Raw genomic sequence first — 14,145 nt, 5'->3', positions numbered from 1 at the left:
AAATAAATAATAAATGTACGGTAAAATTAAAGATACTTTAAATAAAGAAATTCAAGAACTAAAAGACGCAGGTTTGTATAAGTCAGAAAGAATTATAATATCGGCTCAAGATGCTGTGATTAAAATTTCTACTGGCCAAGAAGTAATTAACTTTTGCTCAAATAATTATTTAGGGTTATCAAATCATCCAGAAGTAATTCAGGCTGCAAAAGATACAATGGATACACATGGTTTTGGGGTGTCTTCTGTTCGATTTATTTGTGGTACTCAAGATATTCATAAAAGATTAGAGCAAAAGATTGCTAGTTTTTATAGAACAGAAGACACCATCTTGTACGCAGCAGCTTTTGATGCAAATGGTGGCGTTTTTGAGCCTTTATTATCCAATGAAGATGCTATAATTTCTGATAGTTTAAATCATGCTTCTATTATAGACGGAGTTCGTTTGTGCAAAGCAGCTCGTTATAGGTATAATAATAATGACATGAGTTCTTTAGAAGAGCAGTTAATTGAAGCGAATAAACAAAATCATCGTTTTAAGATTATTGTTACTGATGGTGTTTTTTCTATGGATGGTATTGTCGCGAAACTAGACGAGATTTGTAATTTAGCTGATAAATATGACGCTATGGTGATGGTTGATGAATGTCATGCAACCGGTTTTATTGGTAAAACAGGCCGTGGAACTGTCGAACTTAAAAACGTAATGGACAGAGTTGATATTGTTACCGGAACTTTAGGAAAAGCTTTAGGTGGCGCAATGGGCGGTTACACAACAGGGAAAAAAGAAATTATTGAAATTCTACGTCAACGTTCAAGACCTTATTTATTTTCAAACTCCTTAGCGCCTGCAATTGTTGGGGCTTCATTAAAGGTTTTTGATTTAATTTCTGAGGACACTTCTCTTCGTGATAAACTAGAATGGAATACAAATTACTTTAGAGCAGAAATGGAAAAAGCTGGTTTTGATTTAGTTGGGGCAGATGCAGCGATTGTTCCTGTGATGTTATATGATGCAAAGCTTTCACAGACGATGGCGAATAAATTATTAGAAGAAGGTATCTATGTAGTTGGTTTCTTTTTTCCAGTAGTTCCTAAAGAAAAAGCTAGAATTAGAGTACAGCTATCAGCTGCTCATGAAAAAATACATTTAGACAAAGCTATATCTGCATTTATCAAGATAGGAAAAGAATTGAAAGTTATTTAAAATTAATAAAAATTTGTAGTTTTATGAATATTTTGTATGTTTGTTAATAAGTTTTAAGAACTTATTTTGGTTATAATGGTAATAAATAACTTTTAATTTAAAAAATTGGATAATGAAACAATTAAAAATAGCTGTGATAGCTTTACTTATGCTTGCTTTAGGTAGTAACGTAAATGCTCAAGACGAAAACAACCCATGGGCTGTAAGTTTTGGCGTAAATACTATAGATTTTTATGCAGGATCTGATTTTGGTGATCAAATGAAAGACTTGTTAGGTAATAGTGACTGGAATGTTTTGCCGAGCATTTCTAGAATTTCTGCTGAAAAGTATCTAGAAAAAGGCTTTTCTTTGCAATTAGCAGGATCTTTGAATAAGATTTCTACCTTTAAAAGTAAAGATGATTCTGATTTTCTTTACTATTCAATCGGAGCTAATGTAAAATATGATGTAAATAATTTAATAGGAGATACTTCTCAGTATTTTGATCCGTTTGTTTATTTAGGAGGATCTTATGTTTCTGTAGATTCAGAAAGTGAAGGTATGCTTAATATAGGCCTTGGATTTAATACTTGGTTTAATGAAAACGTAGGTTTGAGTTTTCAACATGCAACGATTACTGGTTTTTCTGACCAAGTTGCAAGGCATTACCAATCTTCTTTAGGCTTAGTTATTAAATTTGGAGGAACTGGTGCTGATGGCATAAATAAAAATTTGTAATTTTATAAATATTTTGTATGTTTACCTTTGTTAATAACTTTTAAGAACTTACTTTTGCACGTAATAATAACGAACTTTTAATTTAAAAATATGATAATGAAACAATTAAAAATAGCTGTGATAGCTTTATTTATGCTTGCTTTAGGTAGTAACGTAAATGCTCAAGACCGAAACAACCCATGGGCTGTAAGTTTTGGCGTAAATACTATAGATTTTTATGGAGGAACTGATTTTGGTGATCAAGTGAAAGACTTATTAGGTAATAGTGACTGGAATGTTTTGCCTAGCATTTCTAGAATTTCTGCTGAAAAGTATCTAGAAAAAGGTTTTTCTTTGCAATTAGCAGGATCTTTGAATAAGATTTCTACCTTTAAAAGTAAAGATGATTCTGATTTTCTTTACTATTCAATCGGAGCTAATGTAAAATATGATGTAAATAATTTAATAGGAGATACTTCTCAGTATTTTGATCCGTTTGTTTATTTAGGAGGATCTTATGTTTCTGTAGATTCAGAAAGTGAAGGTATGCTTAATATAGGCCTTGGATTTAATACTTGGTTTAATGAAAACGTAGGTTTGAGTTTTCAACATGCAACGATTACTGGTTTTTCTGACCAAGTTGAAAGGCATTACCAATCTTCTTTAGGTTTAGTTATTAAATTTGGAGGAATTGATACTGATGGAGATGGAGTATATGATAAAGATGATTCGTGCCCTGAAGTTGTGGGTTTAATAGAATTTAATGGTTGTCCAGATGCGGATGGGGATGGTATAAAAGATTCTGATGACGCTTGTCCTACTGTTGCTGGTTTAGCAGATATGAACGGTTGTCCTGATGCGGATGGTGACGGAGTTGCTGATAAAGATGACATGTGTCCTAATTCTAAAGGAACAAAAGCTAATAAAGGTTGTACAGATACTGATGGTGACGGTGTTGTTGATAAAGATGATAAATGTGCTAATGTTGCAGGACCTTCTGCTAATAATGGATGTCCTTGGCCAGATACGGATAATGATGGTGTTTTAGATAAAGATGATAATTGTAAAGATGAAGCTGGACCAGCTTCTAATAAAGGTTGTCCTGAAGTACTTATAACTCCAAGTCAAATTGCTGCTTTAGCAGAATACAGTAAAGGTCTTGAATTTGCTTTTGATAGAGCAGAGGTAAACAAGTCAACAGCTGAGAAATTAGATAAAATATATGACTTAATTAGTCCCGTAAAAGATGTAATCTTTGTTATAGAAGGTTATACTGATAGTATTGGTAATGCTGGTTATAATCAATATTTATCTGAAAGAAGAGCTGTATCTGCAAAAGCATATTTAGTTGAAAAAGGTTTTGATGCTAAAAGATTAGAAACTTTAGGATTTGGAGAGAAAAATCCTCTTACAAGTAATAATACTAGAGCAGGTAGAAAAGACAATAGAAGAGTTGATGTTAAGTTAACTGAATAAGTTTTTTGATTTTACTTAAAAATAAATTAAAACTCCGCTCATCTTGAGCGGAGTTTTTTTTAGAATTTTTTTAACTAAAAAGAATTTTTAATTAAAAAATAAAGTACCTTTGCACCTTAAAAATTAAAGTGTAAATTTCACAACTAAAATGTGATTTTAATATAAATACTAATAATTTAATTAGATACAAAATGTCTACAGCTAGAGGTAAAGTTTCTCAAATAATTGGACCAGTTATTGATGTTGAATTCAATACTGAAAACAACGAACTTCCAAAAATTTACGATTCATTAGAAATTAAAAAAGCAGATGGTTCTATTTTAGTTTTAGAAGTACAACAGCACATTGGTGAAGATACTGTTAGAACAATTTCTATGGATGCTACTGATGGGTTACAAAGAGGGGCAGAAGTTATTGCTACTGGTAGTCCTATTCAAATGCCTATAGGAAATGATATCTATGGACGTTTGTTTAATGTAACTGGAGATGCAATTGATGGTTTAGGTAATTTACCAAAAGAAGGAAAAGATGGATTGCCAATTCATAGATCTGCACCTAAGTTTGAAGACTTATCTGTATCTACAGAAGTTTTATTTACAGGTATTAAAGTGATTGACTTAATTGAACCATATGCAAAAGGTGGTAAAATTGGTTTATTTGGTGGAGCAGGTGTTGGGAAAACTGTATTAATTCAAGAGTTAATTAACAATATTGCAAAAGGACATGGTGGTTTATCTGTGTTTGCAGGTGTTGGAGAAAGAACTCGTGAAGGAAATGATTTACTTCGTGAAATGTTAGAGTCAGGTATTATCAAATATGGTGATGATTTTATGCATTCTATGGAATCAGGTGGATGGGATTTATCTAAAGTGGATAAAGAAGGGATGAAAGCTTCTAAAGCTACTTTCGTTTTTGGTCAAATGAACGAACCTCCTGGAGCTCGCGCAAGAGTTGCATTGTCAGGTTTAACGATTGCGGAATACTTTAGAGATGGAGCAGGAGAAGCTCAAGGTAAAGATGTACTTTTCTTTGTTGATAATATATTTAGATTTACACAAGCTGGTTCAGAAGTGTCTGCACTTTTAGGGCGTATGCCTTCAGCAGTAGGTTATCAGCCAACATTAGCAACAGAAATGGGTGCAATGCAGGAGCGTATTACATCAACTAAAAAAGGTTCAATCACATCTGTACAAGCAGTTTATGTTCCTGCAGATGATTTAACAGATCCAGCACCAGCAACAACATTTGCGCATTTAGATGCAACAACCGTATTGTCTCGTAAAATTGCAGAATTAGGTATTTATCCTGCTGTAGATCCTTTAGATTCTACTTCAAGAATTATGTCTGCTGCTATTTTAGGGGATGAGCATTATAATACCGCAACAGCTGTAAAAGAAATTTTACAACGTTATAAAGAATTACAAGATATTATTGCAATTCTAGGAATGGAAGAATTATCTGAAGAGGATAAATTAGTAGTTCATAGAGCAAGACGTGTACAACGTTTCTTATCTCAGCCTTTTCATGTTGCTGAACAATTTACAGGTATACCAGGGGTTTTAGTTGATATTAAAGACACTATAAAAGGTTTTAATATGATCATGGATGGTGAGTTAGACAAATATCCAGAGGCAGCATTTAACTTGAGAGGATCAATTCAAGATGCAATTGATGCAGGAGAAAAAATGTTAGCTGAAGCTTAAAATTAAAAGATATGTTTTTAGAAATTGTAACACCAGAAGCTGTTTTATTTTCATCAAAAGTTGATTCTTTTTCTGTACCGGGTTTAGATGGTGAATTTCAAATGCTGAATAATCACGCACCAGTAGTTTCAATTTTAAGAGAAGGTACTGTTAAGATTCATTTGCATACTCTAGAACATTTGGAGATTGATATAATTAGCGGGAAATTAGAACCTCATATTGATGATGATAAAATCTTAACGCTGGCAATAAAATCAGGAACTTTAGAATTAAAAGATAACAAAGCTATTATTTTGGCTGATTAATAAGTTTAAATTATAAATTATAGAATCTCAAAACAGACATGTTTTGAGATTTTTTTGTTTTAAAAAATAATACAAATAAAAAAACATCTTTAAAAAGTAAAAATGTTTTTTCTTAGAAATCTTCCCAACGAAAGGAAGTATTATTTCAAATAATTCATATTTCAAAATTCGCAAATATTATGAGATTTATGATCAGGTAAAACACCCTAAATCAAGCTGGTAAAACACCTGTTTTTCTGATTTCACATATAAATATATTGTATTTTATATCGTATTTTAGTTTTAAATTAATCCAAAATTGTTACTTATGAATTCTAAAATAAGAAAATTTTGTTTACAAAGGTATCTTTAATTGTAATGATAGCGCATTTTATATTTATTGGAGGTTTAATATGGAGCAATCGAATTCAGAAGTAATAATTATAGGAATTTCTACAATTTTAATATTGTTGATTACTATAGGTATTGTGTTTCTTTTTTCAGTTTTTCAAAAAAGAAAGAACGAACTTTTAGAAGCACAAGAAAGAGCAAAAAAGGCCTTTGAAAGAGTAATAACTGAAACTCAAATAGAAATTAGAGAATAAACTTTAAGAAATAGTAGTTGGGAGGTGCATGATAATATTGGTCAATTATTAATATTGGCAAAAATTCAATTGTAGAGTGCTACTGAAGAATATATTAAAGAAGTTTCCGAAACAATAACAAGAGGTTTAACAGAGGTATGTTCTTTATCAAAGTTAATAAACCCCGAAGCTATAAATAATATTCAATTGAAAGACGCTGCTCAATTGGAAATAGATCGTTTTAACCGTTTAAATTTTTTAGACTCGAGCTTAGCTGTTTTAGGCGATGAAAAGAATATTGATAAAAAACACGGGATTATTATTTTTAGGATTTTACAACAATTCTTCTCAAAATGCAATTAAGCACTTAAAAGTATCTACTTTAAGAGTTATTTTAGATTTTAAGGGAGATACTTTAAATATTATGGCAAAATATTATGGAATAGGTTTTTCTTCGGATGCTAAAAAAGACGGAATAGGTTTGATAAATATTAAGAAAAGAAGCCAATTAATAGGTGCAGAAATTAATTTTGAGTCAGAAAAAAATAAAGGAACATCATTAGAAATACATTATAAATTATGAAATAATTTACAGCAGTTATTGTTGATGATCATACACTGTTATCGCAAGCAATTCAAACCATGTTGAACACGTTCGAAAAGTTTAATGTGTTGTACACTTAAAAAAATGGACAAGAATTATTTGATATATTTTCTGATTATGAAAATATACCACATATCGTTTTAATGGATATTAATATGCCAATTATGAATGGTTTAGAAACTACGGAATGGGTGACTAAAAATCATCCAAAAGTAAATGTAATGGCACTTTCTGCAGAAGATGAGGAGTTTACTATTTTAAAAATGTTAAAAACTTCTGCTGCTGCATATTTATAGAAAGGCACGGAAAAGCTTCTTTTAGAAAAGCCTTAATTGAAATTGCAGAAAACAGATTTTATCACACAAAAAACGTAACAAATATTTTAATGAATTCTCTTTTAGGGAATGAAGTGAAAGAAATTGATATTACCGATAAAGAACATCAATTTTTAAAACTTTCGTGTACAGAATTAACCTACAAAGAAATTGCTTATAGAATGAACTTAAGTCCCAAAACAATTGATAATTATAGAAATAGTTTGTTTTGTAAATTAAATGTAAAAAATAGAGTCCGGATGGTTACATATGCTATAAAAAATAAAATTTACACTCTCTAAAAATGTCGTAAATTTACATCATGGAAGAAACTAATAGACAAAGAAAAATTGCAGGAGTTTTGCAAAAAGATTTGGTAGATGTGTTGCAAAAAGCGGCGCAAGATGGTATGAAAGGAGTTATTATTTCTGTTTCTAAAGTACATGTTACTTCAGATTTAGGAGTTGCAAAAGTATATTTAAGCATTTTTCCATCAATCAAAAGAGATGAAATAATAAAAGGTGTTGTTTCTAATACGGTTTTAATTCGCCATGAAATGGCAAAAAGAACTAAAAATCAATTGCGTAGAATGCCGGAATTGTTATTTTTTGGTGATGATACACTCGATTATATAGAAAAAATAGATAATTCTTTAAAAGGAGGAAACGAAGATCCTATTAAAAATCCAGAAGTTTTACCAAGACGTAGAAAACAATAAATTCAAACAATTTAATTGGATTTTTCTCTATACATAGCCAAAAGATATTTATTTACCAAGACGAGTAATAATGCCATAAACATCGTTACTATCATTGCTTCATTTGGCGTAATTGTAGGCTCTTTGGCGCTTTTTATTATTCTTTCTGGTTTTTCTGGTTTGCGAACTTTTAGTTATACTTTACTTGATTCATCCGATCCAGACATTAAAATTACATCAGTAAAGGGCAAATCTTTTTTTATTACGGATGATATTAAGCAGATCATAAAAAAAAATCAATCTATAGCAGCAAGTTCTAAAGTTATCGAAGAACGTGTTTTTTTAGAATATACTGATAAAAGTGAAATTGCTTACATTAAAGGGGTTGAGGATAATTACTCAAAAATTACACAAATAGATGCTGTTTTAAGTCAAGGTATGTGGCTAGATACTGCCTATGTAAATACGGCAGTAATTGGCAGAACAATTGCAATAAAATTATCTTTAGGCGTTAGAAGTTATGGCGAGCAATTACAAATTATGGTTCCGAAACCCGGAACGGGATTTATAAACCCCACGAACGCATTTTATAAAACGGAAGTTCAAATTGTTGGTTTGTACACGGGTACAGAAGAATTTGAAAGTAAGTTTGTCTTTGTAAATTTATCTCAGGCAAAAGAGTTATTAAATTTTAAAGAAAATCAAATTACAGGGTTGGAATTAAAATTGTTTGATGCTACACAAGCATTTGCAATTTCAGAAGAACTACAAGTAAAACTTGGAGATTCTTTTAAAGTACAAACCAAAGAACAATTAAATGAAGTGTTTTACAAAGTTATAAATACTGAGAATTTTGTTTCTTACCTTATTTTTACCTTGATTGTAATCATCGCATTATTTAATGTCATTGGCGCCATTATTATGATGATTATTGATAAAAAAGATAATTTAAAAACGCTTTTCAGTCTGGGAGCAACTGTAAAAGAAATCAAAAAAATATTTGTGCTTCAAGGTTTTTTATTAACTTTTTTTGGGATGATAATAGGTTTAATAATTGGAGTAATTTTAGTTTTTCTACAGCAAAAATTCAGCTTGTTTATGATTACTCAAGATTTGGCTTATCCTATTGAGTTCAGATTCTCAAACCTATTAATTGTGATGATGACTATTATAGTTCTAGGTTTTATAGCTTCAAAGATTGCAAGTAGTAGAATATCAAAAGAGTTTATTGAAAGGTAAAATTAATGAAAAAATATTTAATTTTTATTACTTTCTTTTTTTTTGCTTCCAAAATGACTGGACAGCAAAAACAAGAATATTATAAAGAAGTAGATAAAAAGAGTGTTGAAAGTTATTATTTACGATATTTTGTTGAAGTACCAGATTATTGGTTTTCATATAAAACGGACCCTAATTTAATGGCGCATTCACCAATTGAATTTAAAGATAGCATTAATTCTAAAGATATTTTTCCTTCTGTAATTATTAGAAAAAATATTTTTAAGGGTAGAACTCTTGAAAAAAATTTAAAAGCGTTTTTGAGATTTTATAAAAATACGTACCCAAAATTTCAATATATTTTAGTAGAAGCAAATCACAAAATGTATGGAAATATTATAATATAAAATTTAGCTTAATAAAGATAAAGGGAATAGAGGTCATAATGGCAAGTGTTTTTAGTATTAAGAAAAAAAATTATATTTTCTTTTATTCAAGTTCCGATTCTAATTTTGATAGATATTTAGATGAAGCATTAAACATGGTAAATTCTTTTAAAATTATTGAAAATTGATAAAAATAAAGAGTGTTTAATATTGAGGAATAATCAGATTCCCAAACATTTCTTCTACTCCATCAAAAGCTGCAAATACATCCTTTGCATCATCAGAAGTGACCATTTTTGTTCTATATTCTTTAAAATGAGGAATTCCCTTAAAGTAATTAGTATAATGTCTTCTAGTTTCTACAACACCTAAATGTTCACCTTTCCAGTCAATTGCCATTTGTAAATGTCTTCTTGCCATTTCTGTTCTTTGAGCAATTGTAGGTTTTGGTAAATACTCTCCGGTTTCAAAAAAATGTTTTACTTCATTAAAAAACCAAGGATAGCCAATAGAAGCTCTACCAATCATAGCGCCGTCTAAACCATATGTATCGCGCATTTCCATCGCTTTTTCTGGGGTCGTAACATCGCCGTTTCCAAAAACAGGAATGTGCATTCGTTGGTTGTTTTTTACATCAGCAATTGGTTTCCAATCTGCATTGCCTTTATACATTTGTGCACGAGTTCTTCCATGAATAGAAATTGCAGCACAACCAACATCTTGCAAACGTTCGGCAACTTCTACAATTCTTATAGAATCATGATCCCAGCCCAAACGTGTTTTTACAGTAATTGGTAAATTTGTGTGTTTCACCATAGCTTCTGTGAGAGAAACCATCAAGTCGATGTCTTTTAGAATTCCTGCGCCAGCACCTTTTGAAACTACTTTTTTTACAGGGCAACCAAAGTTGATGTCAATAATATCTGGATTCGATTTTTCTACAATTTCAATAGTTTGTAGCATCGATTCTAAATTAGCGCCAAAAATCTGAATTCCTACAGGTCGTTCTTTTTCGTAAATGTCTAATTTCATGATGCTTTTTGCAGCATCTCTAATCAATCCTTCAGAAGAAATAAATTCTGTGTACACAATATCTGCGCCATTTTCTTTGCACAAAGCTCTAAACGGAGGATCTGAAACGTCTTCCATTGGTGCCAATAATAATGGAAAATCTGGTAATTCTATTTTGCCTATTTTTACCAAGGTAAATTATTTTTGTGCAAAATTAGTGTTTTTATTTGTTAGAACCCAAATTCCGTAGCATCCTAAAAATAATTCTTCAAAAGGGCCAAATTCATATCCGAAAGTAGGAGTTCTGTCAATACAAAAACTTATTATCCGCCCAAAACCTAAACCTAACAGAAAAATCATATTTGTTGGTATAGCTGTTTTTAAGTAAGGGTTTTTAAAAACACCTAATATCCAAAGAATAGAAAAGCCTACATACAAACCCATAATCGCTTTAAAGAAATTATATTTGTCAATGGTATTTTCATCAAACAGAAATAATGGAGGAGGACGTGATACAAATCTATTTATAACAGAGTGGCAAGATTAAAATGGCTTGGACTAAAGAAAAAATATTAGAGAATATAGAAGTTTTAATGCGCAGCAAATTTGAAACTCCGCAACAAGCTTTCATGTATTATGATAGTGATAAAGACGGTTTATTATCGAAAGCTGATTTTAAAAATTTATTAAAAGAAGCCAAAGTCAGTGTTATAATCAGAGGTTTGGTTGCTGAGTTTATGATGAAAAGTTTTGATCAGAATAACGATAATACCGTAAGTTGGGAAGAATTTCAAGAAGCAATTAAAGAATCAGGAATAAAAAAGTAAATAACACCCTTTTTAAATGTATTATTCTCTGTAATTTTTAATCAACTTGATTAAGTGATAGGAACTTAAAGATTAATAAAATGGGTGCAAAAGAAAATATTTTAAAAGACATTCATATTTTAATCAATCAAAAATTTAAATCGCCAGAAGAAGCATTTACTCATTTTAATAAAGACAAAGATGGTCGTTTAAACAGAGACTAAATTAAAGCGCTCTTAAAAGATGCCGGTTTTAGCGTGCTTTTAAGAGGAGTTGTTGCTGGCGAAATGATAAAAGGCTAGGATAAATCTGGAGACGATACCAATAATAAAGACCAATTTAAAGTTGCTATAGCAGAATTGGATAGCGTTTACTAATTACTCTAATTCCACAATAACTTCATTTTTTCTATTTAGCAATTCGAAGGGTGCGTTGTATCCTAAAAAGTAAAAATTGGCAGTATATTTTATCCCGTTCTTGTCTAGAGCTGCCATCAATTTTTCTTTGTAATCTTTTATTTTATCATCATTTGCCCAGCCATTAAATGTAATTGCAGCAACTTTTTTGGCAGGCATTTCTGTAAATTGGATAGCACCATTGTTTGGCTTAGGTAAAGTCTCTTTCGTGTATTTTTTTGGCACTAAGAACATCATTGTGGTTGCATCATCAATTGTCATAGCTACAGGGGATGTCATGGCTATTTTTTCATTTTTGTTATTTCCTCCAAAAATATAACCTGCTAAAATCGAAAACCCTTTGCTGGAAGTTTCTTTATAGGTGTTGTTTGAAAGCTTTACAGATGTAAAAAGCGATGCTTCATAAATTCTAATTTCGAAATCACTATAGTTTTTCACCACTTTATAAGGATACTTTTCAATATTTTTTTGACTGTTCATAAAATACAGTTGAAATATGATGAAAAGGATAGCAACTAGGCCTAAAACTATAAATAAAACTTTCATTTTCATGGTGCTTAATTAAGTACTAAAAATAGTGATTATTTAACATATATTCGCTTATTTCTTAAGGAAAAGGCATTCGTTTATAAATCTATTATTTTAATATTAATTGTGCAATATAGACTTGTTTTTCCCTTCTATAAATTTGAATATTTTGCAAAAATGTTTTATTGCTTCTGCTTTTTAATTAGCTTATATTTGCGGACATTTTAGAAATCAAATTTAACAAATGAAGAATATTAGAAACTTTTGCATTATCGCGCATATTGATCATGGTAAAAGTACGTTAGCAGATAGATTGTTAGATTTTACGGGCACTGTAACTGATCGTGAAAAAAAAGAACAGTTACTAGATAGTATGGATTTAGAGCGAGAACGTGGTATCACCATAAAATCGCATGCCATTCAAATGGATTATACGCACAATGGCGAACAATATATTTTAAACTTAATTGACACTCCAGGTCACGTAGATTTTTCTTACGAAGTTTCGCGTTCTATTGCCGCTTGTGAAGGTGCTTTATTAATTGTGGATGCAGCGCAAAGTATTCAAGCGCAGACAATTTCTAATTTATATTTGGCTTTAGAGAACGATTTAGAGATTATTCCGGTTTTAAATAAAATAGATTTACCATCAGCAAATCCTGAAGAAGTTACAGACGATATTGTCGATTTATTAGGGTGTAATCCAGAAGACGTAATTCATGCGAGTGGAAAAACAGGTTTTGGAGTTGAAAATATTTTAGAAGCAATTATTAATAAAATTCCTGCTCCAAAAGGGAATCCAGATGGACCATTGCAGGCTTTAATTTTTGATTCAGTTTACAATTCCTATAGAGGGATAGAAACTTATTTTAGAGTTTTAAACGGAGAAATTAAAAAAGGACAACAAATTAAATTCATGTCAACCGGCAAAAATTATTTTGCGGATGAAGTTGGAACGTTAAAGCTGTCTCAGGTTGTAAAGAAATCGGTAAAAACTGGTGATGTTGGTTATTTAATTACAGGTATTAAAACTGCAAAAGAAGTAAAAGTTGGTGATACAATCACAGATGCTTTAAACCCAACTACAGAGAGAATTGATGGTTTTGAAGATGTGAAACCAATGGTTTTTGCGGGTATTTATCCGGTGGACACCGAAGACTTTGAAGAATTACGTTTTTCGATGGAAAAACTACAATTAAACGATGCTTCTTTGGTTTTTGTTCCAGAAAGTTCTGCCGCTTTAGGCTTTGGATTTAGATGTGGATTCTTAGGAATGTTGCACATGGAAATTATTCAAGAACGTTTAGAACGTGAGTTTAACATGACCGTTATTACAACGGTACCAAACGTTTCTTACCACGCGTATACAAAGAAAAATCCGGAGGAAATTATTATTTTAAATAATCCAACAGATTTACCAGATCCATCAAGATTAGATAGGGTAGAAGAACCATTTATAAAAGCTTCAATTATTACAAAATCAGATTTTATTGGTCAAGTAATGAATTTGTGTATCGAAAAACGTGGACAAATTATAAATCAAACGTATTTAACAACAGAAAGAGTTGAACTTACTTTTGAAATGCCTTTGGCAGAAATTGTATTTGATTTTTACGATCGTCTAAAAACAGTTTCTAAAGGATATGCTTCTTTTGATTACCATCCAATTGGTATGAGAGAATCGAAATTAGTAAGAGTAGATATTTTATTAAATGCACAACCTGTAGATGCACTTTCTGCACTTTTACATGCCGATAACGCCTTTACAATTGGTAAAAAAATTGTAGATAAGTTAAAGCAATTAATTCCGAGACAACAGTTTGATATTCCTATTCAGGCCGCAATTGGAGCTAAGATTATTGCAAGAGAAACTACGAAAGCGTTGCGTAAAGATGTAACTGCAAAATGTTATGGAGGAGATATTTCTCGTAAACGTAAACTATTAGAAAAGCAGAAAAAAGGGAAGAAGAGAATGCGTCAAGTTGGGAATGTAGAAATTCCGCAAGAAGCATTCATGGCGATTTTAAAGTTGAATGATTAAAATTTAGAGTGTAAGAAGCTTAGGGAAGATCCAAAACTTTAAAAACATACTATTAGAAAGAAACCTTTTTTGAGAAATCAGAGAGGTTTTTTATTTGAAGCTTTTTACTGCTTTCCATTATATATTTTTTTGAAAAACAAAAAAAGGATGTCTTTTTAATCTGGGCTAAACTT

At 30.9% G+C, this 14,145-nt stretch carries 18 protein-coding genes; 15 read left to right on the top strand and 3 right to left on the bottom strand.

Annotation, left to right across the window (positions count from 1 at the left end; translation table 11 throughout):
* Positions 1-13: 13 nt before the first annotated feature.
* The 12 genes from kbl (at position 14) to BST83_RS14660 (ending at position 9,191) form a co-directional block, all read left to right on the top strand.
* Positions 14-1,207, top strand: coding sequence for a glycine C-acetyltransferase (kbl, locus tag BST83_RS14705; protein WP_104810441.1), 1,194 nt, complete (start codon positions 14-16; stop codon positions 1,205-1,207).
* A 112-nt stretch (positions 1,208-1,319) separates the two neighbouring features.
* A complete protein-coding gene (locus BST83_RS14700) occupies positions 1,320-1,925 on the top strand; it encodes a hypothetical protein (protein WP_205853590.1) in 606 nt (201 codons plus the stop codon).
* A 96-nt stretch (positions 1,926-2,021) separates the two neighbouring features.
* Positions 2,022-3,380: an OmpA family protein gene (locus BST83_RS14695; protein WP_104810892.1), complete on the top strand. Its 1,359-nt coding sequence runs from the start codon at positions 2,022-2,024 to the stop codon at positions 3,378-3,380.
* Between the two features lie 191 nt (positions 3,381-3,571).
* The gene (gene atpD, locus BST83_RS14690) at positions 3,572-5,083 is read left to right on the top strand and encodes a F0F1 ATP synthase subunit beta (RefSeq protein ID WP_104810440.1); all 1,512 of its coding nucleotides are present in this window, start codon (positions 3,572-3,574) and stop codon (positions 5,081-5,083) included.
* Positions 5,084-5,094: 11 nt separating this feature from the next.
* Entirely contained in the window at positions 5,095-5,388 is a 294-nt protein-coding gene (locus BST83_RS14685; RefSeq protein ID WP_104810439.1) for a FoF1 ATP synthase subunit delta/epsilon, read from the top strand.
* 392 nt (positions 5,389-5,780) lie between these two features.
* A complete protein-coding gene (locus BST83_RS20805; protein ID WP_240614774.1) occupies positions 5,781-5,972 on the top strand; it encodes a hypothetical protein in 192 nt (63 codons plus the stop codon).
* A gap of 265 nt (positions 5,973-6,237) precedes the next feature.
* Positions 6,238-6,534 (top strand): sensor histidine kinase, encoded by a 297-nt coding sequence (locus BST83_RS20800; RefSeq protein ID WP_240614773.1) that lies wholly within the window; start codon positions 6,238-6,240, stop codon positions 6,532-6,534.
* 164 nt (positions 6,535-6,698) lie between these two features.
* On the top strand, positions 6,699-6,851 hold the full coding sequence (locus BST83_RS21540; protein ID WP_367889175.1) for a response regulator: 153 nt from the start codon (positions 6,699-6,701) through the stop codon (positions 6,849-6,851).
* Between the two features lie 89 nt (positions 6,852-6,940).
* Complete coding sequence (locus BST83_RS21535; RefSeq protein WP_367889174.1) at positions 6,941-7,171, top strand: response regulator transcription factor; 231 nt, start codon at positions 6,941-6,943, stop codon at positions 7,169-7,171.
* A gap of 20 nt (positions 7,172-7,191) precedes the next feature.
* The gene (gene rbfA, locus BST83_RS14670) at positions 7,192-7,587 is read left to right on the top strand and encodes a 30S ribosome-binding factor RbfA (RefSeq protein ID WP_104810438.1); all 396 of its coding nucleotides are present in this window, start codon (positions 7,192-7,194) and stop codon (positions 7,585-7,587) included.
* 15 nt (positions 7,588-7,602) lie between these two features.
* Entirely contained in the window at positions 7,603-8,805 is a 1,203-nt protein-coding gene (locus tag BST83_RS14665) for an ABC transporter permease (RefSeq protein ID WP_104810437.1), read from the top strand.
* Positions 8,806-8,810: 5 nt separating this feature from the next.
* The gene (locus tag BST83_RS14660) at positions 8,811-9,191 is read left to right on the top strand and encodes a hypothetical protein (protein ID WP_104810436.1); all 381 of its coding nucleotides are present in this window, start codon (positions 8,811-8,813) and stop codon (positions 9,189-9,191) included.
* A 183-nt stretch (positions 9,192-9,374) separates the two neighbouring features.
* Here BST83_RS14660 and dusB read toward each other — a convergent pair whose 3' ends face one another.
* Entirely contained in the window at positions 9,375-10,373 is a 999-nt protein-coding gene (dusB, locus tag BST83_RS14655; RefSeq protein ID WP_104810435.1) for a tRNA dihydrouridine synthase DusB, read from the bottom strand.
* A 6-nt stretch (positions 10,374-10,379) separates the two neighbouring features.
* Complete coding sequence (locus BST83_RS14650; RefSeq protein ID WP_104810434.1) at positions 10,380-10,625, bottom strand: DUF4345 domain-containing protein; 246 nt, start codon at positions 10,623-10,625, stop codon at positions 10,380-10,382.
* 104 nt (positions 10,626-10,729) lie between these two features.
* Here BST83_RS14650 and BST83_RS14645 point away from each other — a divergent pair, with 104 nt between their 5' ends.
* Both BST83_RS14645 and BST83_RS21175 read left to right on the top strand, forming a co-directional pair.
* Positions 10,730-11,008 carry an EF-hand domain-containing protein gene (locus tag BST83_RS14645; protein ID WP_104810433.1) on the top strand — a complete coding sequence of 93 codons (279 nt, stop codon included), beginning with the start codon at positions 10,730-10,732 and terminating at the stop codon, positions 11,006-11,008.
* An 80-nt stretch (positions 11,009-11,088) separates the two neighbouring features.
* A complete protein-coding gene (locus BST83_RS21175) occupies positions 11,089-11,211 on the top strand; it encodes a hypothetical protein (RefSeq protein ID WP_302849467.1) in 123 nt (40 codons plus the stop codon).
* 153 nt (positions 11,212-11,364) lie between these two features.
* Here BST83_RS21175 and BST83_RS14640 read toward each other — a convergent pair whose 3' ends face one another.
* Positions 11,365-11,883, bottom strand: a complete 519-nt coding sequence (locus BST83_RS14640; protein ID WP_240614772.1) for an SOUL family heme-binding protein — start codon at positions 11,881-11,883, stop codon at positions 11,365-11,367.
* Between the two features lie 292 nt (positions 11,884-12,175).
* On the opposite strand from BST83_RS14640, the gene lepA reads away from it, so the two are divergent.
* Entirely contained in the window at positions 12,176-13,972 is a 1,797-nt protein-coding gene (gene lepA / locus BST83_RS14635; protein ID WP_104810432.1) for a translation elongation factor 4, read from the top strand.
* The last annotated feature ends 173 nt before the right edge of the window (positions 13,973-14,145 follow it).

The organism is Polaribacter filamentus (genome assembly GCF_002943715.1).
Lineage (GTDB): Bacteria > Bacteroidota > Bacteroidia > Flavobacteriales > Flavobacteriaceae > Polaribacter > Polaribacter filamentus.
This window is presented reverse-complemented; position numbering and strand designations above follow the sequence as displayed.